19 protein-coding genes and 4 tRNA genes are annotated in these 21,486 nt (G+C 63.4%); 9 read left to right on the top strand and 14 right to left on the bottom strand.

Going from position 1 to position 21,486, the window contains the following annotated elements:
- Nucleotides 1–5: 5 nt before the first annotated feature.
- Genes DGA31_RS09675 through DGA31_RS09660 form a run of 4 tightly spaced genes read right to left on the bottom strand, consistent with a single transcriptional unit; the run spans nucleotide 6 to nucleotide 4,625 of the window.
- Nucleotides 6–470 carry a response regulator gene (locus DGA31_RS09675; protein ID WP_056840084.1) on the bottom strand — a complete coding sequence of 155 codons (465 nt, stop codon included), beginning with the start codon at nucleotides 468–470 and terminating at the stop codon, nucleotides 6–8.
- Nucleotides 467–2,782, bottom strand: a complete 2,316-nt coding sequence (locus tag DGA31_RS09670; protein ID WP_109512435.1) for an ATP-binding protein — start codon at nucleotides 2,780–2,782, stop codon at nucleotides 467–469. The genes DGA31_RS09675 and DGA31_RS09670 overlap by 4 nt, the downstream gene beginning before the upstream one ends.
- Before the next feature lie 5 nt (nucleotides 2,783–2,787).
- Complete coding sequence (locus tag DGA31_RS09665) at nucleotides 2,788–3,441, bottom strand: response regulator (RefSeq protein WP_109512377.1); 654 nt, start codon at nucleotides 3,439–3,441, stop codon at nucleotides 2,788–2,790.
- Nucleotides 3,438–4,625, bottom strand: coding sequence for a sensor histidine kinase (locus tag DGA31_RS09660; protein WP_109512376.1), 1,188 nt, complete (start codon nucleotides 4,623–4,625; stop codon nucleotides 3,438–3,440). Before DGA31_RS09660 ends, DGA31_RS09665 begins: the two co-directional genes overlap by 4 nt.
- 172 nt (nucleotides 4,626–4,797) lie before the next feature.
- On the opposite strand from DGA31_RS09660, the gene DGA31_RS09655 reads away from it, so the two are divergent.
- Entirely contained in the window at nucleotides 4,798–5,319 is a 522-nt protein-coding gene (locus tag DGA31_RS09655; protein WP_109512375.1) for an SgcJ/EcaC family oxidoreductase, read from the top strand.
- Nucleotides 5,320–5,371: 52 nt separating this feature from the next.
- Here the strand turns inward: DGA31_RS09655 and DGA31_RS09650 are convergent, their stop codons facing one another.
- The 9 genes from DGA31_RS09650 to DGA31_RS09610 form a co-directional block, all read right to left on the bottom strand.
- Nucleotides 5,372–6,319 carry a metal ABC transporter solute-binding protein, Zn/Mn family gene (locus tag DGA31_RS09650; RefSeq protein ID WP_109512374.1) on the bottom strand — a complete coding sequence of 316 codons (948 nt, stop codon included), beginning with the start codon at nucleotides 6,317–6,319 and terminating at the stop codon, nucleotides 5,372–5,374.
- Nucleotides 6,320–7,219, bottom strand: coding sequence for a metal ABC transporter permease (locus DGA31_RS09645; protein ID WP_109512373.1), 900 nt, complete (start codon nucleotides 7,217–7,219; stop codon nucleotides 6,320–6,322).
- The gene (locus tag DGA31_RS09640) at nucleotides 7,219–7,971 is read right to left on the bottom strand and encodes a metal ABC transporter ATP-binding protein (protein ID WP_056840078.1); all 753 of its coding nucleotides are present in this window, start codon (nucleotides 7,969–7,971) and stop codon (nucleotides 7,219–7,221) included. Before DGA31_RS09640 ends, DGA31_RS09645 begins: the two co-directional genes overlap by 1 nt.
- Nucleotides 7,968–8,897 carry a metal ABC transporter substrate-binding protein gene (locus DGA31_RS09635; protein ID WP_109512372.1) on the bottom strand — a complete coding sequence of 310 codons (930 nt, stop codon included), beginning with the start codon at nucleotides 8,895–8,897 and terminating at the stop codon, nucleotides 7,968–7,970. Before DGA31_RS09635 ends, DGA31_RS09640 begins: the two co-directional genes overlap by 4 nt.
- Nucleotides 8,898–8,932: 35 nt before the next feature.
- A complete protein-coding gene (locus DGA31_RS09630) occupies nucleotides 8,933–9,517 on the bottom strand; it encodes a DUF6162 family protein (RefSeq protein ID WP_109512371.1) in 585 nt (194 codons plus the stop codon).
- Nucleotides 9,514–9,837, bottom strand: coding sequence for a hypothetical protein (locus tag DGA31_RS09625; protein ID WP_109512370.1), 324 nt, complete (start codon nucleotides 9,835–9,837; stop codon nucleotides 9,514–9,516). Before DGA31_RS09625 ends, DGA31_RS09630 begins: the two co-directional genes overlap by 4 nt.
- Nucleotides 9,834–10,376 (bottom strand): thiamine pyrophosphate-binding protein, encoded by a 543-nt coding sequence (locus DGA31_RS09620; protein ID WP_109512369.1) that lies wholly within the window; start codon nucleotides 10,374–10,376, stop codon nucleotides 9,834–9,836. The genes DGA31_RS09625 and DGA31_RS09620 overlap by 4 nt, the downstream gene beginning before the upstream one ends.
- The gene (locus tag DGA31_RS09615) at nucleotides 10,373–11,599 is read right to left on the bottom strand and encodes a PepSY-associated TM helix domain-containing protein (protein ID WP_109512368.1); all 1,227 of its coding nucleotides are present in this window, start codon (nucleotides 11,597–11,599) and stop codon (nucleotides 10,373–10,375) included. Before DGA31_RS09615 ends, DGA31_RS09620 begins: the two co-directional genes overlap by 4 nt.
- A gap of 268 nt (nucleotides 11,600–11,867) precedes the next feature.
- On the bottom strand, nucleotides 11,868–13,064 hold the full coding sequence (locus DGA31_RS09610; RefSeq protein ID WP_109512367.1) for an amino acid aminotransferase: 1,197 nt from the start codon (nucleotides 13,062–13,064) through the stop codon (nucleotides 11,868–11,870).
- A 310-nt stretch (nucleotides 13,065–13,374) separates the two neighbouring features.
- Between DGA31_RS09610 and uvrB the strand changes: the two genes are divergently transcribed.
- The 8 genes from uvrB (at nucleotide 13,375) to DGA31_RS09570 (ending at nucleotide 19,269) form a co-directional block, all read left to right on the top strand.
- A complete protein-coding gene (gene uvrB, locus DGA31_RS09605; RefSeq protein WP_056840071.1) occupies nucleotides 13,375–15,390 on the top strand; it encodes an excinuclease ABC subunit UvrB in 2,016 nt (671 codons plus the stop codon).
- Nucleotides 15,391–15,534: 144 nt separating this feature from the next.
- Nucleotides 15,535–17,016, top strand: a complete 1,482-nt coding sequence (gene gltX, locus DGA31_RS09600; protein ID WP_109512366.1) for a glutamate--tRNA ligase — start codon at nucleotides 15,535–15,537, stop codon at nucleotides 17,014–17,016.
- A 179-nt stretch (nucleotides 17,017–17,195) separates the two neighbouring features.
- Nucleotides 17,196–17,271: transfer RNA gene (locus tag DGA31_RS09595), tRNA-Ala, on the top strand.
- Between the two features lie 68 nt (nucleotides 17,272–17,339).
- Nucleotides 17,340–17,415, top strand: a tRNA-Glu gene (locus tag DGA31_RS09590).
- Between the two features lie 52 nt (nucleotides 17,416–17,467).
- A tRNA-Ala gene (locus DGA31_RS09585) sits at nucleotides 17,468–17,543 on the top strand.
- A 44-nt stretch (nucleotides 17,544–17,587) separates the two neighbouring features.
- Nucleotides 17,588–17,663 (top strand) — tRNA-Glu (locus DGA31_RS09580).
- A gap of 155 nt (nucleotides 17,664–17,818) precedes the next feature.
- Complete coding sequence (locus DGA31_RS09575; protein ID WP_109512365.1) at nucleotides 17,819–18,280, top strand: acyl-CoA thioesterase; 462 nt, start codon at nucleotides 17,819–17,821, stop codon at nucleotides 18,278–18,280.
- A gap of 29 nt (nucleotides 18,281–18,309) precedes the next feature.
- Entirely contained in the window at nucleotides 18,310–19,269 is a 960-nt protein-coding gene (locus DGA31_RS09570; protein ID WP_109512364.1) for a tRNA dihydrouridine synthase, read from the top strand.
- Here DGA31_RS09570 and DGA31_RS09565 read toward each other — a convergent pair.
- A complete protein-coding gene (locus tag DGA31_RS09565) occupies nucleotides 19,258–21,447 on the bottom strand; it encodes a putative bifunctional diguanylate cyclase/phosphodiesterase (RefSeq protein WP_109512363.1) in 2,190 nt (729 codons plus the stop codon). The genes DGA31_RS09570 and DGA31_RS09565 overlap by 12 nt on opposite strands.
- Between the last annotated feature and the right edge of the window lie 39 nt (nucleotides 21,448–21,486).

The following is a 21,486-nucleotide window of genomic DNA, read 5'->3' as shown; positions in this document are numbered from 1 at the left end:
GCGCTTCAAGGCTGCGCCGGCCCTGTGTGCTGGCGCAGCAATTCGATCGATTCGCTCGGCACCAGTTGCCGCAGTCTTTTGTACAGCGCCCGGGTTTCCAGCAGGTTCCAGATACGCAGCATGGTTTCCAGTGCATCCAGGGGCTTGCTGATGAAGTCGCGGGCACCCAGCGCCAGGGCGCGCAGGCGCGTGTCGCGGGTGGCATCGGCGGTCAGCACCAGGATGGGCAGGTAGTCGTTGGCAGGAATGCGCCGGTTCAGTTGCTCCAGCACGGCAAAGCCGTCGAACTCAGGCATGTGCAGGTCGAGGATCACCAGGTCCGGCTCGAAGCTGTTGAACAGGTCAAGGGTACGCAGCGGCTCGCTGCTGCTCAGCACGTTGTGCAGTCCTTCGCGGGCCAGCAACTGCTCCATCAGCTCCAGGTTGGGACGCTGGTCATCGATGATCAGGATACGAAAGTCGGCGTTCATTCAGGTTCCGGTAAGTACTGGTCCAGATAGGCGAGAAAGCCCGGTACATGCAAGGGCTTGACGAGGATCGCGGTGGCGCCCGCCGCCTGCAAGGTGTTGCGGCACGCGTCACTGGCGTCTGCCGTCAGGATGATCACCGGCGTCGAGGCTGTGGCCCGCCACTCGCGCAGGCGGCGCAACACGTCCAGGCCCTGCAGGTCCGGCAGGTCGATATCCAGCAGGATCAGTTGCGGGGCATGCTGGCGGGCCAGGTCCAGGCCCAGTTGGCCGAGCATGCTCGACAGCAGGCGAATGCCTGGTCGACGTTGCAGCAGGGTCTCGATCAGAGCCAGGCTCGACAGATTGCCTTCGATGCACAGCACCGTGCCGCGATTGTGCAAGGCCGGTGCCGCAGGCAAGACTGGCGGGTGCAGGGGGCGGGCTGTCGGGCGCTGGACCTGCGCGGCGGGCAGCTCAAAGGTAAACCGGCAGCCCTGTCCGGGTGTGCTGTGCACCACCAGGCTACCCTGCATGGCGTGCAACAGGCTCTTGCTGAGGGCCAGGCCAAGCCCTGTGCCTTCTACTCGCGGGTCGGCCTCAAGGCGTTCGAAAGGCGTGAACAAGCGGTCCAGCTTGTCGGTGGCAATACCATGCCCGGTGTCATTGACCGAAATACCCAGGCGTCCGGCCTGCACCTGCACCTCGATCCAGACACGGCCGGCCGGCCGGTTGTACTTGATGGCATTGGACAGCAGGTTGAGCAGCACCTGGATCAGCCGTTGTCGGTCGGCGAGCACGCCCTGATCAATGATGTGCGCCGGCAAGGGGCTCAATTCGATACCCGCTTCCTGGGCCATCGGCCAGACCAGGGTCAGTGCTTCCTGCAGGGCCGATACCAGCGCTACCGGCTCCGGGTTCAAGGCCAGCCGGCCGGCTTCGATGCGGGCGATGTCCAGCACTTCATTGATCAGGGTCAGCAGGTGCTGTCCGGCGCGCAGGATATGCCTGGCATGGTTGGCCTGGCCGGGGGCGCCATCCATGTCCAGCAGTTGTGCAAAGCCCAGGATGGAGTTCAGGGGCGTGCGCAGCTCGTGACTCATGCGCGACAGGAATTCGCTTTTTGCCCGGCTGGCGCGCTCGGCCTGTTCACGGGCGGTGCGCAGGTCGATTTCGGCGGCGCGGCGGTCGGTGATGTCGCGGGTAATCTTGGAAAAACCGCGCAAGGCACCGCTGGTATCGTATTGGGCGGTGATGACCACGCTGGCCCAGAAACGGCTGCCATCCTTGCGGCAGCGCCAGGCTTCTTCCATGTAGTGACCGTCACGAGTCGCGGCGGCCAGGGCCCTGGCCGGATGCTCCGGGCATTCATCGAGCAGGTAGAACACGGAAAAGTGCTGGCCGATGATTTCCTGTTCGGTATAGCCCTTGATGCGTTCGGCCCCGACGTTCCAACTGGTGACGCAACCGTGGATGTCCAGGGCGAAGATGCCATAGTCCTTGACCCCGTCGATGATCAGCCGCAAGCGTTCCTCGTTGTCACGCAGGGCGCGCTCGCGCTCGGCCAGCAAGTGACCGGCTTCCACCAGGCGACTGCCCAACTGGCCCACTTCATCCTTTTCCGGCGGCTGCGGCCACAGCGGCTGGCCGAGCGCCAGGCGTTGGGCGTTGCCTTGGACCTGCTGCACCCGGGCGACGATGCCGCGCGAGAGCAGCAGCACGGCGATGATCGCACCGAACAACCCGCAGCCGGCGGCGAGCAGGGTCGAGAACAGCAGGCGCTGGCGGATGGCGGCAGCGGCGGCGGTGCGTTCGGCCAGCAAGGTGTCTTCGCGGGTGCGCATGGTGTCGATGTGCCGGCGCAGTTCATCCAGTATGGCCTTGTTCTCCACCAGGATCGCCGAGATCGAGGCATGGTCAGCCGGCTGCAGCTGGCGCAGGGCGGCCAGGCCCTCAAGCTTGGTCGTGATCATCGGCGCAATGGCGTGCAGGTGTTCGCGCATCTGTGGGTCGCGTACGTTGTCGTTCAGGCGCTGGCGGGCCGCTTCGATCAGAGCGCCAGCCTGCCGGTAGGCTGGCAGGAAATCCTCGTGCCGGGTCAACAGGTAGCCGCGCACGCTGGCAGCCGCTTCGGCCAGTTGGGTGTGGACGGTCTGGATGTCGCCCTGGACTTGCAGCACCCGGCGCACATCTTCCTCGGCCCGGGTGGTCTGGCGCTCGGTGATATAAATCAAGACCAGCGAGCCCATCAGCAATACCAGCGGCAGGGAAATGGCCACCAGGGCCTTGCCGCGCAGGGGCAGGTCGGCCCAGCGGCTGGCAGGCGTTTGCACCATCAGGCTCACTGGCCGGGCACCAGGCCCAGTGCCACGCCACGCACGGCCGCTTGCGTGCGGTCGGACGCGCCCAGCTTGCCGATGACCCGTTCGACATGGGCCTTGGCGGTGCCGGTGGTGATGCCCAGGCGTTCGCCGATCACCCGGTTGCTGCACCCGCCGGCCACCAGCGCCAGGACCTGGCGCTCGCGTGCCGTCAAGGTTTCCAGGGCCGGTGCGGCCTGGCCGCCGCGTTCGGCCATGCGCCGCAGCAGGCGGGCGCTGACGGCTCCGTTCAGGGCTTCCTCGCCACGCGCCACGCGTTGCAGGCTGGCGATCATTTCGTCGCGCCGCGCATCCTTGAGCAGATAGCCCACGGCCCCGGCACTGATTGCCGCTTCCAGATGGTCAGTGCTGTCGTCCATGGTGAACATCACCACTTTCAGACCGGGCATGCGTTGCTGCAGCAGACGGGCGGCGCCCAGGCCGTTGAGCACCGGCATGCGGATGTCGAGGATGGCAATATCCGGTTGCAGGGCCACGCACATGTCCACCGCCTGCTGGCCGTCACAGGCCTCGCCGACCACGACGAATTCGGGATGGCCGGCCAGCATGGAAATGAACCCGGTGCGGGTCACTTCATGGTCATCGGCCAGCACCAGGCGCAGGGGCGTCGTCATGCGCGCACCGCTTGTGCCGGTGCCAGCGGCACGACTGTCTGCAGGCATGTACCGCCCGCCGACGGGCGGGTATAGCTGAAGTGTCCGCCCAACAGGCTGGCGCGCTCCTGCATGGTGACCAGGCCCAGTGAGCGGGCAGGATGATGAGGTTGCAGGCTGTCGATATCGAAGCCGCAACCGTCATCGCTCAGGTGCAGGGCAACCTGTTCGGGTTGGCGTTGCAGGCCAAGCTCCACACACTGGGCGCCGGCATGCTTGAGGACGTTATTGATCCCTTCCTGGGCAATGCGAAACAGGGCGATTTCCACCGGGGCCGGCAAGCGCTCGTGCGAACGCGCCTGCCACTGCACGTCGATACCGGCGTCGCGCAGGCGGTCGGCCTCCTTGTCGATGGCGCGCCACAGGCCGAAGTCGTCCAGCACGCTGGGGCGCAGCCCGCCGATCAACTCACGGGCTTCGCCCACGCAGTGCCGGGCCAGGTCGAGGATGTTTTCCAGGTCGTTGTCCAGCGGCGCGGGCAGCGGCGGACAGCGCCCGGCAAAGCCTTGCAGGCGCTGGTGCAAGCCGGCCAGGGTCTGGGCCAGGCCGTCATGCAGGTCATAGGCCATGCGCTTGCGCTCGTCCTCCTGGGCGGTGAACAGCCGGTGCACCAGCTCCGACATGCTGCGCTCGCGGGTCATCAGTGCCTGCAGCAGGCGGTCGTTTTCCAGATGGGCGGCCAGCAGCGTGGCCAGCAATTGCAGTGACTCGATGTCTTCGCTGTCGGGGGCACTGATGGGCAGGCTGTTGGCCAGGAGCAACAGGCCGAAGGTGCGATCGTCTGCGCCACGCAGGGGCAATTGCAGCACGGTGTTGAGCGGCGTGTCCGGCGCTTCCAGCCAGGCGGGCTGGCGCAATGCAGTGTCAGCGTGTGCGATCAGGCTGCCCAAGTGCTCATGGCTGCCAAGGCTGGCCGTGCAACACGCGGTCTTGCCGGGAGGCCATTCCAGCAGCAGGCCGTGATCCATGGCCACGAAGGCGCACGCGCGCTGCAAGACTTGCTGGCGCATGGTATCAGGGGGCTGGCCGGTCAGTTGCTGGCCGGTGTCCACCAGCAGGCGCAGGCGTGCGGCGCGGCTTTGCGCCTGACGATACTGTGCGCGGATGGCCAGGGCACTGGCCGGATCGTGTGGCGGGCTGGACATGTCTGGGGTTCCTGCAGGGGCGCTTGTGCGGACAATCGTGCGCTATTAGAACCTGTCGGGCCTGTGCCTGCCTATCTGCCGAATGGCATAGGCAAAAGACGCCGGTTGGCCGATGGCCCGCTTGCTGATGCCGGGCACAGTAGCACCCTGATCAACGAGCAGGAGTGCTGTCATGAAATTGAAAGTTGCAGTTATTGCGCTGGCCCTGGCCCTCGGTGCCCCTCTGGTCCAGGCCGCGCAAACCACGCCTTATGTGTACCGCAGTGTGGCCGAACTGCCGAGCGACGCCAGCGAGCGTGAAATTGCCGGGCTGTTCGATCAGTGGAATGCCGCACTCAAGACCGGCAGCGCGAAAAGCGTGACCGGTCTGTATGCCACCAATGCGGTGCTGCAACCGACGGTGTCCAACGAAGTACGTGCGACCCCGGCACAAATCACCGATTACTTCGATCACTTTCTGGCACTCAAGCCGGTCGGTCGCATCAATTACCGGGAAATCCGTCGCCTGGGTCCTACGGCGGCCATGGACAGCGGCGTCTATACCTTTACCCTGACCGCTGCCGACGGCAAGGTCAGTGAAGTCCAGGCGCGCTACACCTTCCTGTATACCCAGGTAGACGGGCAGTGGAAGATCCTCAATCACCATTCTTCGGCGATGCCGCAGGTTCAGCCCTTGCTGCACGCCAGTCACTGACCGGGATAAAAAAAGGCGGACTCCGCCTTTTTTGTGCCTGCAGGGTCATCATTCAGCGCTTGCTCAGCGCCTTGAGCAATGCGTCGACATCCTGTTGCAGACCGGCCAGCGGATCATCGTTTTCGCTGCCCAGTACCAGCAACTGGCTGCCGGCTGCGCTGATGGCCGTCTTCACCGGGGCGGGCGGATCGCGGTGGTCGAGGACCACGGCGACATCGTTGTCCTTGAGAGTGGTGGTCAGCTTCTGCAAGGCCGCGGATGTCCATTGCTCATCGGTCAGCACCTGACGCTCGACCAGCTCCAGGTTGAGCCCGCTGATCAGGTAGTTCAAGCGATCGGACAGGCTCACCACCGCCACGTTGTCGGCCTGGGCCAGGCGCTTTTCGCTGTCGGCACTGAGGGTGAGCAACTGCTGCTTGAAAACTGCCAGGTTGGTTTCGATGCGTGTCCTGGCCTCGGGTGCCAGGCGCACCAGGTCGGCGCTCAGCACATCGGCCATGCGCCCCAGGTTATGACTGGCCAGCCAGGGTTGGCTGTTCAGGCCGTCGCTGGCTGTTTCGGCCTGCAGGGCGACACCGGGCAAGGCGCCGTCTACAGGGCGCGCCGCGTCGATCTCGACAATGCGGATATTGCTGCGTCGCGCATTGGGGTACAGCGAGTCTTCGCCCCAGATCGAGCGCAGGCCGATTACCGCATCGGCATCCGTGGCCAGCCTGTGCAACGCCTCGGCGCCGCGTCCGGTGAAATAGGCGCTCTGCCGCGAGCCTGGCAGGTTGGCCGCAGCGGCGCGTTCCAGTACCACGCCGGTGTCCTTGAGCAGGATCTGCCCCAGGCCATAGGTGATTGGCAGGCTGGCCAGAATCCGTACCGGCTTGGTCGCTGCCGGGGTCGCCGAGGCCTGGGGGACAGCAGGTTGTGCCTGGGCGGCCAGCACGCTGTGGCTGAACAGGCCGCCCAGGGCCAGGGCAAGAACGAGGCGGTGCAGGTTTGAAGTGGGCATTTATCCGATATTTCCCTTGAGGCTGGGCAGGGTACCGCGGGCAATGGCGGCCAGGGCGAAGGCCGCGCCGCAGACCAGAATGATTGCTGCACCCGATGGCACCGGCAGGTCAAAGACGATGGGCATCAGGATGCCGCACAGGGTGCTGACCGTGGCGATCATCACCGAGGCCCAGAAAAAGCCCTTGAGCGACTGGCTGAGCAGGCGTGCGGCGGCAGCCGGGATGACCAGCAGGGCGCCGACCAGAATGGCGCCGATGACCTTGACCGCTGCTACGGTGATCAGGGTCACCAGAATCACGAACAGGTAGTCCAGCACCTTGACCGCCACACCGCGCACGGCCGCCAGTTGCGGATTGAAGCTGGCCAGCATGATGCGGTTGTACAGTGGCAGGCTCAGGCCCATGACCAGCGCGCCGACAATGGCCAGCACCAACAGGTCGTTGCTGTTGACCGTCAGCACCGAGCCGAACAGCACGTTTTCCAGGATGTGCACGTTGATCTTGCCGGCCAGCACCAGCAGCAGGCTGGCCCCCAGCGCCAGCGACACCGACAGGAACACGCCGATCAGGGTGTCCGGAGTCAGGCCGGTGCGATTGCGCAAGTAATTGAGCACGATGCCGAACAGCAGGCAATAGCCGAACAGGCTGCCATACGGACCCGTGTAGGGCTCGCCCAGCAGAATGCCGATGGCCACGCCGGTCAGGGCGGCATGGCCGACTGCCTCGGAGAAGAACGCAAAGCGCTTGACCACCACCAGCGTGCCCAGGCCGCCCAGCACAGGGCCGATCAGCATGCCGGCCAGCAGCGCGTTGAGCACGAACCCATAGGCCAGCGACTCGGGCAGGTAGCCTGAATTGGCCAGGTCCTGGATGAACAGCCGAAAGCTTTCGTAAGACATCACTGGGCACTCCCGGCACTGCGTGGATGGGCTGAAAACAGCGTCAACAGCCGTTCAGGCGTCAGGGCCGTCTGCGCCGGCTCATCGAACAGCACCCGGCGGTTCAGTCCGGTCACCCGGTCGGCCAGGCGCTTGACCGCTTCCAGGTCGTGCTCAATCCACAGCACGGTGATGCCGCTCTGGCGCCAGTCAACCAGCAGCCGCTCGAACACCTGGATGCCGGGTTCGTCGAGGGCCGACATCGGCTCATCAAGCACCAGCAGGTGCGGTGCCGGAATCAGGCCCTGCGCCAGCAGCACGCGCTGGCGCTCGCCGCCTGACAGCGCGCCCATGCGTCGTTTGCGCTTGTCCTGCATGCCGACCCGCTCCAGCGCCTCGCCAATGGGCCTGGCATAGTGCCGCGACAGCCCCAGGAACGCCGGGCGGCGCTGGCACATGGCAGCCATGAAGTCCTCGACGGTCATCGGCAGGCCGCGATCGAATTCCAGTGCCTGCGGCACGTAGCCGATCACGCCCTGGGCGCCCGGCCACAGCAGACTGAGCTGGCCCTGGTGCGGCATCTGGCCGAGCAGGGTCTTGATCAGCGAGCTCTTGCCGCCACCGTTGGGGCCGACCAGCGCATGCACGCTGCCGGCGTGAACATCGAAGCTGATGCGGTCCAGGATCGTGGTGCGGCCCAGCGTCAGACTGACTTCGGCAAATTCGATGCCCGGCCCCTGGCGAGTGACCTGGATGTGTTCGGCAGCGGTCATGCGCCGCTCTCCTGAATGGCACGGACCACGGTGTCGAGGTTGCCCTTCATGTCTTTTTCATACTTGTCGGCGGTGTATTCGCCGTAGGAAATGTGCGACAGCGGGTACAGCTTCACACCCGACTCGCGCTGGATGGTGTCGACATAGCTGGAGGGAAAGTCCATTTCCGAAAAGATCACTTTCACATCCAGTTCACGCAACTGGTCGATGGTCTTTTTCAACTGGCTCGGGCTGGGCTCGATGCCGTGGGCCGGCTCGACCACAGCGGTCACTTCCAGGCCGAATTCACGCAGCAGGTAATCGTAGGCCGCGTGCACGGTGGCGACCCGCAGCTCGGCATTAGGCGCCTGGGTCAGCCTGGCCAGGGCATCGGCACGCATCTGCCGCAAGCGCTTGCCATAGGCGCGGGCGTTGGCGGTGTAGGCCTTGGCGTTGTCCGGATCGAGCTTGCCCAACTCGCGGGCAATATTATTGACCTGGGCGATGGAGGCGCTGATCGACAGGAAGGTGTGCGGGTTGACCACCTTGCCGGCGCCGCGTGCGGCAATGCCGGTAGCGGCCAGCAATGGCACGTCGGCGTTGGCCTCGATCACCGGCACATCCGGTTTTTCGCTGGCCTGGATCATCCGGTCGGCAAAGTCGTCATGACCGACGCCGTTGAGCACGATCACGTCCAGCGAGCCGATGCGCTTGATGTCCTCGGCGCGTGGTTCGTAGGCGTGCGGGTTGAAGCCTGCCGGAATCAACGGCACCACCTCGGCCTTTTCGCCGACGATATTGCTCACGTAGCTGTAGTAAGGGTGCAGGGTAATGCCGATGCGCAGGCGCTTGGCCGCGTCGGCGCTGGCCACGGGGGTGAGCAGGGCGGCGAACAGACCGGCCAGCAGCACGCGCAGCATGGGGCGGCGTTTGAATGAAATGGGCATGGTCAGGCGATCTTCTGTGCGATGAATGCGTGGGTTCAGTGCTGATGCTGGCGGGTCACCCCGGCATCGAATTGGGCAACGACCTGTTTCCAGCCGGCCGCAATCAGGGCCTGGTCGCTCAGCTCGGCGGGTGCCGCAGCGGAGGCGGTGCGGTTGAGCCAGATGTCCGCCGGCTCATCATCATGCGGCTCGGCGCCGGAATGGCTGCGCAGCAGGAAAGAACCTGACACCTCGGGTGCCTGGCTCAGCCCCAGGTAGGACTGCCCTTGCAACCGCCAGGCGTGGGCGCCACGGGCGACGGAGCTGGCGTCCTGGGCGAATGGCGCAAAGCCGTCCTCGGCCAGTTGCTGCACGGTCACCGGCGAGGCCTGTTCCTGGGCCAGCAGGCGGATTTCATCCAGGGTCACGCGCAGGTCGGCATAGATGCCTTGCTCGGCGGCGGTCAGGTCGCGCCTGGCATCGAGTTGATGGCTGGCAATGGCCTCGGGTTCATGGCTTTCCCCACGCAGCCCGACCACGCCAGCGGCGACCACGAGGATCAGCAGGCACAGCAGCAGGACATAGAGGGTTTCATGCCCGGCCCCGGCCGGGCGTACGATCTGGCGGGTCGAGGTATTCATCGGGAGGCGATGTCCGCCTGGTCGATTTCCACGACGTGGCCGGGACCGGCATCGAACAGTACATAGAATTCGGCGGCCGGTTTCTTGAAGGTCAGGGTCGAATCGTCGCCCAGTTTGCCGGGCACCAGAATGGTTTCGTCATAGCCAATGACATCCAGGGTCACGCCGGCGGCCCCGCTGCCGTCGGAAAAGCCGCCGGTGCAGCGGATGGTTTCACTGTCGACCTGCTGACATTCGCAGATCGGGTTGTGCGCCAGGGCGGTGCCGCTCAGGCCCAGCAGGCACAGCGTGACAAATCGACGTAGGTAAGTGCTGGTCATTTCTTGACTCCTTGCTTCTTCAGCCAGGCGACGGTGGCAGGCGAGGCTTGCGACAGGGGGATTGCGGTCTGGTGGACGGTGCCATCCCAGCCTTCCATGGTGATCCACAGGTCGGCGTCGGGGGCGGTGTCCGGCGGGATTTGCATGAAAGCGCCCATGCGGTAGCCGGGGCCGAAGAAAATCACCCCGGCGGTGCGCAGGCTGCGCGGCTTGCCGATGCGCAGGTAGGTGGCCTTGATCCGGTCAATGCACTCGGTGCACAGCGAAGCATTGAAGACTTTCATGTAGCCGAGATTGCCATCCAGACGCGGCGCTTCTTCACGCAACTCGGCCAGGCGTATGTTCCACGGGCCGACTTGTATCGTGCCGACTTCACGCTGGCCCAGGCCGCTTTCGCCGCGAAACAGGGCCGCATCGGCAAAGTACCTGGGCATGAAGCCCAACGGAATCAACAGCAACAGCACGTTGATATGAAAGCGCCACTTATACCAGAGGCGGCTCAGGAGTGAGGACGGTTGGACAGTCAAAGCCTTGCTCACAGGGCATTCTCCGCGGTTTCGCTGGCCATGGCGGGGCGGTGGCCTGCTTGTGGTGCAGGGCTGGCCTTGGGCCGGGCGGCCTTGGCTTCGCGCTTGAGGGCGTTGAAGGTGGCCTGGGCGGTGCGTTTGGTCCAGATCAGCAGGCCACTGAGAACCATCATGCTCAGTACCAGGCCGAAAAAGGCCCAGATCAGCTTGATCCAGATGCCGCCGAAATCGCCAGTGTGCAGGGGGCGCATCGATTCGGTGACGAACTCGATCTTGTTGCGGTCCGACAGCAAGTGGGTCGAGGCGATTTCTCCGGTGTAGGGATTGATCTCAGCGGTCTGGAACATCAATGGATACCAGCTGCGGCCACCGATATTCATATTGCTGTAGGCATTGGACGGCGGGCTGATGAAGCTGGCTTCAAGGCCCGGAATGCGCTCCTGGGCAATCTGCACGGCCCGGTCCAGGCTGATGGTGGGGGCCGGGTTGCCATCGACTGTCAGCGGCACGGCGCTGTGCGGGAGAATCGAGGCGGCTGCCGCCCGGCTGGACAGGCTGATCTGGTTATCGCCGAGAATGGCCTGAATCAGAAACCAGGTGCCGGTAATCGAAATCACCAGGATGAACCAGATCGACCAGATACCACTCAAGCGGTGGAAGTCGCCCCAGAAAATGCGTGAGCCCTGATTAAAGCGCAGGGTGGGCTTGAAGAACCCTTTCCAGAACTTCTTGTAGACCACCAGTCCCGTGATCAGCGAAACCAGCATCGGGATGCCCAGGAACGACACCAGGTACCAGCCCCATGAATAGCCATTGGTAAAGGGCACCAGCCACCAGCCATGCAGGGCACGGGTGAAGAAGCGGAAATCGAACGAGGGCGTCGCGCCCTGGATCACGCCGCTGAAAGGATTCACGTACACGGCAACCGCCCGCCCGTCCGGATAGGTCACGCGGACATTGAGCGCGAAATACTCGCCATCGGGCTGGGAAATCGAGCCGACGTGCAGGTCCGGTTCATTCTGCCTGATAGTGTTGCGCACCTGCTCGAAGCTCAGGCGCGGCGCATCGTCCGAAGGCGGATTGGCACGCATCTCGGGGTTGGCCAGCCACATGATCTCCTTGCTGACCACCGCCAGGGTGCCGGTCACGCAGACGATCAGGACAAAGAACCAGATAGGCAAGGCCAGCCAGCTATGGACCAGGAACCAGAGTTTTGAGCGGGATTTCTTGGACATTGGAGTGAGGTCTCGATTCACGGAGTGGAGCGGCCCGAAGGCGCATTCCATGTATTTGCATACGGCGTGACTGCAGCAGACGTAGCCGTCGTATCTAGATAAAGACGAACGAGAATGAAATACCCGCAACCTTGGCTGCGATAAATATGTAAAAAAATATTTCAGAAGTGTCGGGGAGGGTGCTGCGGCGTGAGCGAAGTGTCTGGCCTGAGGAATGAAAGCCCGCCAACACGGCGCATGTTGGCGGGCGATTGCAGCTATTTGAGCGTTACAGCACCTGCATGATGGCCTGACACACTGGGTCGATGTTCTTCTGGTTCAGGGCTGCCACACAGATCCGACCGGTGTCCAGTGCATAGATACCGAACTCGTTGCGCAGGCGCTGGGCCTGGGCGGCGGTCAGGCCCGAGTACGAGAACATACCCTGCTGGCGGCTGACGAAGCTGAAGTCCTGGCCGGCCGGGTTGTTGGCCAGGCGCTCGACCATGGCCTTGCGCATGCCGTGGATGCGCACGCGCATCTCGCCCAGTTCCTCTTCCCACATCGCACGCAGCGCCGGGTCATTGAGCACGGCGGCGGAAATGATCGCGCCGTGGGTAGGCGGGTTGGAGTAGTTGGTGCGGATCACGCGCTTGACCTGCGACAGCACGCGACCGGTTTCTTCCTTGGACGCCGTGATGATCGACAGCGCGCCGACACGCTCGCCATACAGCGACAACGATTTGGAGAACGAACTGGAGGCAAAGAAGGTCAGGCCCGAATCGGCGAACAGGCGCACGGCGGCGGCGTCTTCGTCGATGCCCTTGCCGAAGCCCTGGTAGGCCATGTCCAGGAATGGCACGTGGCCCTTGGCAGTGACCACTTCCAGGACTTTTTCCCAGTCGTCCAGGCTCAGGTCGACGCCGGTCGGGTTATGGCAGCAGGCGTGCAGGACGATGATCGAGCCCTGGGGCAGGTTCTGCAGGTCTTCGAGCATGCCGGCGCGGTCTACGTCATGGCTGGCGGCATCGTAGTAGCGGTAGGTCTGGACCGGGAAGCCGGCGGTCTCGAACAGCGCACGGTGGTTTTCCCAGCTCGGATCGCTGATGGCCACGACAGCACCGGGCAGCAGCTGCTTGAGGAAGTCGGCCCCGATCTTCAGCGCGCCGGTGCCGCCCACTGCCTGGGTGGTCAGCACCCGGCCGGACGCGATCAGTGGCGAGTCGGCGCCCAACAGCAGTTTCTGCACGGCCAGGTCATAGGCGGCGATGCCATCGATCGGCAGGTAGCCGCGCGGGGCGTGCTGTGCGACACGAATCTTCTCGGCTTCGGCCACGGCGCGCAGCAGGGGAATGCGCCCGTCTTCGTCACAGTAGACGCCTACGCCCAGGTTGACCTTGTCGGTGCGGGTGTCGGCGTTGAAGGCTTCGTTGAGGCCCAGGATAGGATCGCGTGGGGCCATTTCGACAGCGGAGAACAGGCTCATTGTTTGCGGCAGCTCTGAGTAGGGGAGAGTGGGAAATGCACGCCCGGTCCGAATGCCCCAAAGCTGTGCATAAACGGGGAGTCAGTATAGTGAGGTGTGTGCGGCACGGCGACTGGGTGGTCAGGGTTTTTTCAGGATATTTCAAAATTCTTGCCGAACGATGCCGGGTGCCAGGCCTCAATGCTGTAATAGCGGGTCTTGGCGCTGTCTTGAAAAGCCACGCGCCCGTCTCCATTTGAATAGACCAGGCGTCTTGCGGGCGCTGCGCAGGGTCGCAGCGCCTGGCGCTTTTTACCTCAAGAGGCAGGCTATGTCCGAGTTTCAGCTCGTTACGCGTTTTCAACCCGCTGGCGACCAGCCTGAAGCCATCCGGCAGATGGTCGAAGGCATCGAGGCCGGGCTGGCCCACCAGACCCTGTTGGGCGTGACCGGCTCGGGCAAGACGTTCAGCATCGCCAACGTCATCGCCCAGGTGCAGCGCCCGACGCTGGTGCTGGCGCCGAACAAGACCCTGGCGGCGCAACTGTATGGGGAGTTCAAGGCGTTTTTCCCCAATAACGCCGTGGAATATTTCGTCTCTTACTACGACTACTACCAGCCTGAAGCCTACGTGCCGTCGTCGGACACCTTTATCGAAAAGGATGCCTCGATCAACGACCATATCGAGCAGATGCGCCTGTCGGCCACCAAGGCCCTGCTGGAACGCAAGGACGCCATCATCGTCACCACGGTGTCGTGCATCTACGGCCTGGGCAGCCCTGAAACCTATTTGCGCATGGTCCTGCACATCGACCGTGGCGACAAACTCGACCAGCGTGCCTTGCTGCGCCGTCTGGCAGACTTGCAATACACCCGCAACGACATGGATTTTGCCCGCGCCACCTTCCGGGTGCGTGGCGATGTGATCGACGTCTATCCGGCCGAGTCGGACCTTGAGGCGATCCGCATCGAGTTGTTCGATGACGAGGTCGAGAGCCTGTCGGCCTTCGACCCGCTGACCGGCGAGGTGATCAGCAAGCTGCCGCGCTTCACCTTCTACCCCAAGAGCCACTACGTCACCCCGCGTGAAACGCTGCTGGAGGCCATCGAGGGCATCAAGGTCGAGCTGCAGGAGCGGCTGGAATACTTGCGCGGTGCCAACAAGCTGCTTGAGGCCCAGCGCCTGGAACAGCGCACCCGCTTCGATCTGGAAATGATGCTGGAGCTGGGCTACTGCAACGGCATCGAGAACTACTCGCGCTACCTGTCCGGCCGGCCTAGCGGTGCGCCGCCGCCGACCCTGTTCGATTACCTGCCGGCCGACGCGTTGCTGGTGATCGACGAGTCCCACGTCAGCGTGTCCCAGGTCGGTGCCATGTACAAAGGCGACCGCTCGCGCAAGGAAACCCTGGTCGAATACGGCTTTCGCCTGCCCTCGGCGCTGGATAACCGGCCCATGCGCTTCGACGAGTGGGAGGCCATCAGCCCGCAGACCATCTTTGTTTCGGCCACCCCTGGCAACTACGAGGCCGAGCATGCCGGGCGGGTGATCGAGCAGGTGGTGCGGCCGACCGGGCTGGTCGACCCGCTGGTGGAGATCCGCCCGGCGCTGACTCAGGTCGACGACCTGCTCTCGGAAATCAAGAAGTGCGTGGCGGTCGACGAGCGGGTGCTGGTCACCACGCTGACCAAGCGCATGGCCGAAGACCTCACCGACTACCTGGGCGACCATGGCGCACGCGTGCGTTACCTGCACTCGGACATCGACACGGTGGAGCGGGTCGAGATCATCCGCGACCTGCGCCTGGGGGCATTCGATGTGCTGGTGGGCATCAACCTGCTGCGTGAGGGGCTGGACATGCCCGAAGTGGCCCTGGTGGCCATTCTGGACGCCGACAAGGAAGGCTTTCTGCGCTCCGAGCGCTCGCTGATCCAGACCATCGGCCGGGCGGCGCGCAACCTCAATGGCCGGGCCATCCTCTATGCCGATCAGATGACCGGTTCGATGGAGCGGGCCATTGGCGAGACCGAACGGCGCCGCGAGAAACAGATTGCCTTCAACCTGGCAAACGGCATTACGCCCAAGGGTGTATCGCGCGACGTGGCCGACATTCTTGAAGGGGCCACCGTGCCGGGAGCGCGCAGCAAGAAACGCAAGGGCGCGGCCAAGGCGGCCGAGGAGCTGGCCCGTGCCGAGAACGAACTGCGTTCGCCCAGCGAGATCACCAAGCGCATTCGTCAACTGGAAGAGAAAATGTACGAGCTGGCCCGCGACCTGGAGTTCGAAGCCGCGGCCCAGATGCGCGACGAGATCACCAAGCTGCGTGAGCGGTTGTTGAAGGTTTGAGGGTGGCTGGACGGCCCGGCGCCTGGGCTGCCAAGGGTGCGACACGGGACTGGCAGCGTCTGCTTCCCGGCTGAAGCCGGTCCTACGCAGCTGCCGTCTGGCCTGCTAAGATTCGTCGTTTGATCGACCTATCCGGGATTATCCATGACCACCGTTCGTACCCGCATCGCGCCTTCGCCCACTGGCGATCCTCATGTTGGCACCGCCTACATCGCCTTGTTCAACTACTGCTTTGCCAAACAGCACGGCGGCGAGTTCATCCTGCGGATCGAAGACACCGACCAGTTGCGCTCGACCCGCGAGTCCGAACAGCAGATCTTCGATGCGCTGCGCTGGCTGGGCATCGAGTGGAACGAAGGCCCGGATGTCGGCGGCCCGCACGGTCCGTACCGACAGAGCGAGCGGGGCGACATCTACCGTAAATACGCCGATCAGCTGGTGGAGATGGGCCATGCCTTCCCGTGCTTCTGCACTGCCGAAGAGCTGGACCAGATGCGTGCCGAACAGCAGGCGCGGGGTGAAACCCCGCGTTATGACGGCCGTGCGCTGTTACTGTCGCCCGATGAGGTGCAGCGTCGCCTGGCTGCGGGCGAACCGCATGTGATCCGCATGAAGGTTCCCAGCGAAGGCGTTTGCGTGGTGCCTGACCTGCTGCGTGGCGACGTGGAAATTCCATGGGACCGCATGGACATGCAGGTGCTGATGAAGGCCGATGGCCTGCCTACCTACTTCCTGGCCAACGTCGTCGATGACCACCTGATGGGCATCACCCACGTGCTGCGTGGCGAAGAGTGGCTGCCTTCGGCGCCCAAGCTGATCCTGCTTTACGAGTACTTCGGCTGGGACAAGCCGCAGCTGTGCTACATGCCACTGCTGCGTAACCCCGACAAGAGCAAGCTGTCCAAGCGCAAGAACCCGACCTCGGTGACCTTCTACGAGCGCATGGGCTTCATGCCCGAGGCCATGCTCAACTACCTGGGCCGCATGGGCTGGTCGATGCCTGACGAGCGTGAGAAGTTCACCTTGCAGGAAATGGTCGAGCACTTCGACTTGTCGCGCATTTCCCTGGGCGGACCGATCTTCGATGTCGAGAAGCTGTCCTGGCTCAATGGCCAGTGGTTGCGTGAGCTGCCGGTCGAGGAATTTGCCAGCCGCTTGCAGAAATGGGCGTTCAACCCGCAGTACCTGATGCAGATCGCCCCGCACGTACAGGGCCGGGTCGAGACGTTCAGCCAGGTCGCACCGCTGGCCGGTTTCTTCTTCGCCGGGGGCGTCAATCCTGATCCTGCCTTGTTCGAGCACAAGAAACTGTCGCCCGAGCAGGTGCGCCAATTGATGCAGTTGCTGTTGTGGAAGCTGGAGTCGCTGCGCCAGTGGCACAAGGAGGCCATCACCGCCACCATCCAGGCGGTGGTCGACCATCTGCAACTGAAGCTGCGTGATGCCATGCCCTTGATGTTTGCCGCGATCACCGGGCAGGCCAGTTCGGTGTCAGTGCTCGATGCGATGGAAATCCTCGGGCCGGACCTGACCCGTTTCCGCCTGCGCCAGGCGCTTGACCTGCTGGGCGGCGTGTCGAAGAAAGAAAATAAGGAATGGGAAAAGCTGTTGGGCACCATCGGTTGATGCGCCAGTAATGGCGGTCGGGCCCCGTAAAAACGGGGTTCCGGCGGTCATCAATCCAGTGTTTCTTCTGGGTGAGGGCGGTAAGTGGTTGTTATATGGGAAATTTTTTTTGATTTTGTTCAAAAATAAATTTGACAGAGTTCCGAAACACTCTTAACATGCGCCCCGTCCACTGATGTGGGGCTATAGCTCAGCTGGGAGAGCGCCTGCATGGCATGCAGGAGGTCAGCGGTTCGATCCCGCTTAGCTCCACCAATTTGAAGGTTCAGGGTCATCCAGCAATGACCGTGAGTCGACCGGGTAACCGGTCATCAAGAAGGTTTGTCCCCTTCGTCTAGTGGCCTAGGACACCGCCCTTTCACGGCGGTAACAGGGGTTCGAGTCCCCTAGGGGACGCCAGTTTCACCCAGTGATGCCGCAAGGCTGATCTGCGCCGCAGGGCGTTAAATTCGGGGCTATAGCTCAGCTGGGAGAGCGCCTGCATGGCATGCAGGAGGTCAGCGGTTCGATCCCGCTTAGCTCCACCAATTTGCCAGATTCGCCAACAGGCGAGTCCGACTGAAGGTTTTGCGTCCCCTTCGTCTAGTGGCCTAGGACACCGCCCTTTCACGGCGGTAACAGGGGTTCGAGTCCCCTAGGGGACGCCACAATTTTCCGCGTATGCGGGCCCAAGGGTCATTCGTTTATTGAATGGCCCTTTTGTTTTTTCAGGGTTTTGCTTTCCCGCCGCCCGCCCTCCATGGCTTGTGCTTGAGCTTGCTACACTGGCGCGTCTATCGAATCCGCCACCGCAGGAGCACCCATGGCCTGGGACCTCGCAACGCCGTTCATCATCGACCTGAATGTCACTGCCGACGATATCGACGGGCTGGGTCACGCCAACAACGCCGTCTACGTCGCGTGGCTGGAGCGCAGCGCCTGGCGCCATTCGCAGCAGTTGGGCCTGGACTTGAGCGAGTATCGGCGCCTGGATCGCGCCATGGCGGTGATCCGGCATGAAATCGATTACCTGGCCAGCGCCTACGAAAACGACGAACTGCAACTGGCGACCTGGATTGTCGACTGGGACTCGCGGCTGAAAATGACCCGCCGCTTCCAGCTGCGTCGTCCCGCCGATGGCCTGACCCTGCTGCGCGCGCAAACCACCTTTGTCTGTATCGAGCTGTCCAGTGGCCGCCCCAAACGCATGCCCGATGAGTTTATCGCCGGGTACGGTGCGGCGATCTGCCCGGCTGGCGTTCCCATTCCCGGCGGCGCGCCGTAAACTGCCGGACTTTTTTTCGAGTGTGACCCATGCAAATTGCCTTGGCGCCCATGGAGGGCCTGGTCGACGATATCCTGCGCGATGTCCTGACGCGTGTCGGGGGCATCGACTGGTGCGTGACCGAGTTTATCCGGGTGACCGACCGGCTGATGCCCGCCAGCTATTTCTACAAGCTGGCCTCCGAACTGCCCAACGGCGCCAGAACCGCCGCTGGCGTGCCGATGCATGTGCAATTGCTCGGGTCCGATCCAGGCTGCCTGGCGGAAAACGCCGCCTTTGCCTGCGAACTGGGTGCCCCGGTACTGGACCTCAACTTCGGTTGCCCGGCCAAGACCGTCAACCGCTCCCGGGGCGGTGCGATCCTGCTGCGCGAGCCTGAGTTGCTGCACACCATCGTCAACCAGGTGCGCCGTGCCGTGCCGGTCTCCATTCCAGTCACCGCCAAGATGCGCCTGGGGTATGAAAATACCGACCAGGCCCTCGATTGCGCCCGTGCGCTGGTCGATGGCGGTGCGGCGCGGATCGTGGTGCATGCGCGCACCAAACTTGATGGCTACAAGCCGCCCGCGCACTGGGAATGGATTGCGCGCATTCAGGAAGTGGTCAAGGTCCCGGTGGTCGCCAATGGCGAGATCTGGAGTGTCGAAGACTGGCAGCGCTGCAAAGCGGTGTGCGGTGCCAAGGACATCATGCTGGGCCGTGGCCTGGTGGCAAGGCCCGACCTTGCCCGGCAAATCGCCGCCGTGGCACGCGGTGAGGTCGTCGAGCCACTCACCTGGGCCGAGCTGCAGCCCATGCTGCGCCTGTTCTGGGCCGCCTGCCTGGTCAAGCTGACGCCTTTGCAGGCACCGGGCCGGCTCAAACAATGGCTGGCGCTGCTGACCAAAAGCTACCCCGAGGCCACCGTGATGTTCGACCTGTTGCGCCGTGAGACCGATTGCGCACGGGTCGGCAGGTTGCTCGGTTGCGAGCTGCAGTCAACGCCTTGAGACGTTCTCCTGCAAGTGCCCCTGCAAGCGCAGCAAGGCTTCGAAGGCCGGGTCTTCCAGTGGCTCGCTGAACAGATAGCCCTGATAGACATGGCAGCCCGACTGTTGCAGAAACGCCAGTTGCTCGGGGGTTTCGACACCTTCGGCGATGACATGCAGGTTCAGGCTCTGCGCCATGGCCGTGATGGCGCGGATGATCTCGGCATCGTTGGGGTCGGTGGTGGCATCACGTACGAACGACTGGTCGATTTTCAGGGTGTCGATCGGCAGGCGCTTGAGTGACGTCAGCGACGAATACCCGGTGCCGAAATCGTCCATGGCAAAGCTGATGCCCAGTTTTTTCAGGCGCAGCATCTTGGTGATGGTGTCGTCCATGCTCTGGATGACCATGCTTTCCGTGATTTCCAGCTTGAGCATGTTGCCGGGCAACTGGAAGGTTTGCAGGGTGTGCTCGATGCGCTCGACGAAGTCGTTCTGGTGAAACTGGCGCGGGCTGATATTGACGCCCATCCTGAAGTCGTTTCTTTCGATCAGCCCTTGACGCAGCAGCAGGCTGCAGGCCTGACAGGCCTGCTCCAGCACCCGGCTGCCCACCTCCAGGATCATGCCGCTTTCTTCGAGCACCGGCACAAATTGCGAGGGCGCCAGCAGGCCATGCTCGGGATGATGCCAGCGCAGCAGGGCTTCGGCCCCGATGATGCGTTGGTCGCGGGCATCCACCTGGGCCTGGTAGCACAAATAGAATTCATTGCGCACCAGCGCCATGCGCAGGTCGTTTTCCAGGCGCAGACGGTCGCTGGCCGCCTTTTGCATGCTGTGGTGGAACAGCTGTGAGGTGTTGCGCCCCGAATCCTTGGCCCGATACAGCGCGATGTCGGCGCGCTTGAGCAGGTCGGCGGTGTTGGTGCCGTGGTCGGGAATCAGGGCAATGCCGATGCTGGGGGTGACCTGCAGGCGGTGGCCATCAAGGAACATCGGCTCGGCCAGCAGTTCGCGCAGTGTATCGGCTTGCTGGCGGACCTGCTCGGTCACCTGTTTGCGCGTACCTTCCAGGCCGCTGATCAGCACCACGAACTCGTCGCCGCCCAGGCGTGCCACCGTGTCTTCCTGACGCACACTGGCCTCCAGGCGCGCGGTGACGATCTTCAGCACACTGTCGCCCACGGGATGGCCGAGCGAATCGTTGATGTGCTTGAAATGGTCCAGGTCGAGAAACATCAGCGCGCCACGCAGGTTGTGATGGCGGAGCAGGGCGATCTGCTGGTTGAGGCGATCGGTGAGCAGGGCGCGATTGGGCAGATTGGTCAATGAGTCGTGATAGGCCAGGTGCTGGATCTGGGCCTGGGCGCTCTTGAGTTGGGTGATATCCCGGGCGGTCATCAGCAGGCAGTCGACATCGTGCAGGACCAGCGGCTCGACGCAGACATCAAGCACCAGCGCATCCCCGAGCTTGTTGCACCCGAGCATTTCCCGATGGTGGATGCGGCCATGCTGTTGCAGGTACTCGACCATTTGCAGGCGCTGCTCGACGCTGCCCCAGATGTTGATGTCATGGGCGGTACGGCCCACCACCTCGTCCATGGCATAGCCGGTCAGGCGGCAGAAACCGTCGTTGACTTCCAGATAGCGCCCGCTGTGACGTTCGGTGATGGTGATCGAGTCGGGGCTTGAGTAGAACGCCTTGGTGAATTTCTCGCGGGTGGCGTCCAGGCTGGCCTGGGCCTGCTGGCTGGTGATGTCGAGCAGGGTGCCGAACAGGCGCAGCGGCGCGCCTTGTGCGTCGCGATACAGGTGCACACGGGTTTCCAGCAAGCGCGTGCTGCCATCGGGCAGGTCGAGGCAATAGGTGGCCTGTAGATGATCTTCCTGGCCGTCGAGCCAGGCGTTGTACAGGTCCAGCAGACGTTTGCGTTCTTCGGCGGACAAACGCTGGAAAAAAGCCGCGCTGGGCTGCTGCCAGGCCTGTGCCGGCAAGCCATGCAATTGCACGGCGCGGGGCGAAGCCTCCAGCATGTCGCTGGGCAGGTGCCAGTCCCAGGTGCCCATGCTGGCCGCCTCCAGGACCCATTGCAACTGCTCGCGGGTGTGCTGCAGCGCCTGTTCCAGTTGTTGCACGCCATCGGCCTCACGGCGTTGATCGGACAACTGCAGAGAATTACTGTCCACGGGGTTGGGCATGGGATCACGAGCCTGAATGAAAAAGCCGGTAAAACGATC

The organism is Pseudomonas ovata (assembly GCF_003131185.1).
GTDB lineage: Bacteria > Pseudomonadota > Gammaproteobacteria > Pseudomonadales > Pseudomonadaceae > Aquipseudomonas > Aquipseudomonas ovata.
This window is presented reverse-complemented; position numbering and strand designations above follow the sequence as displayed.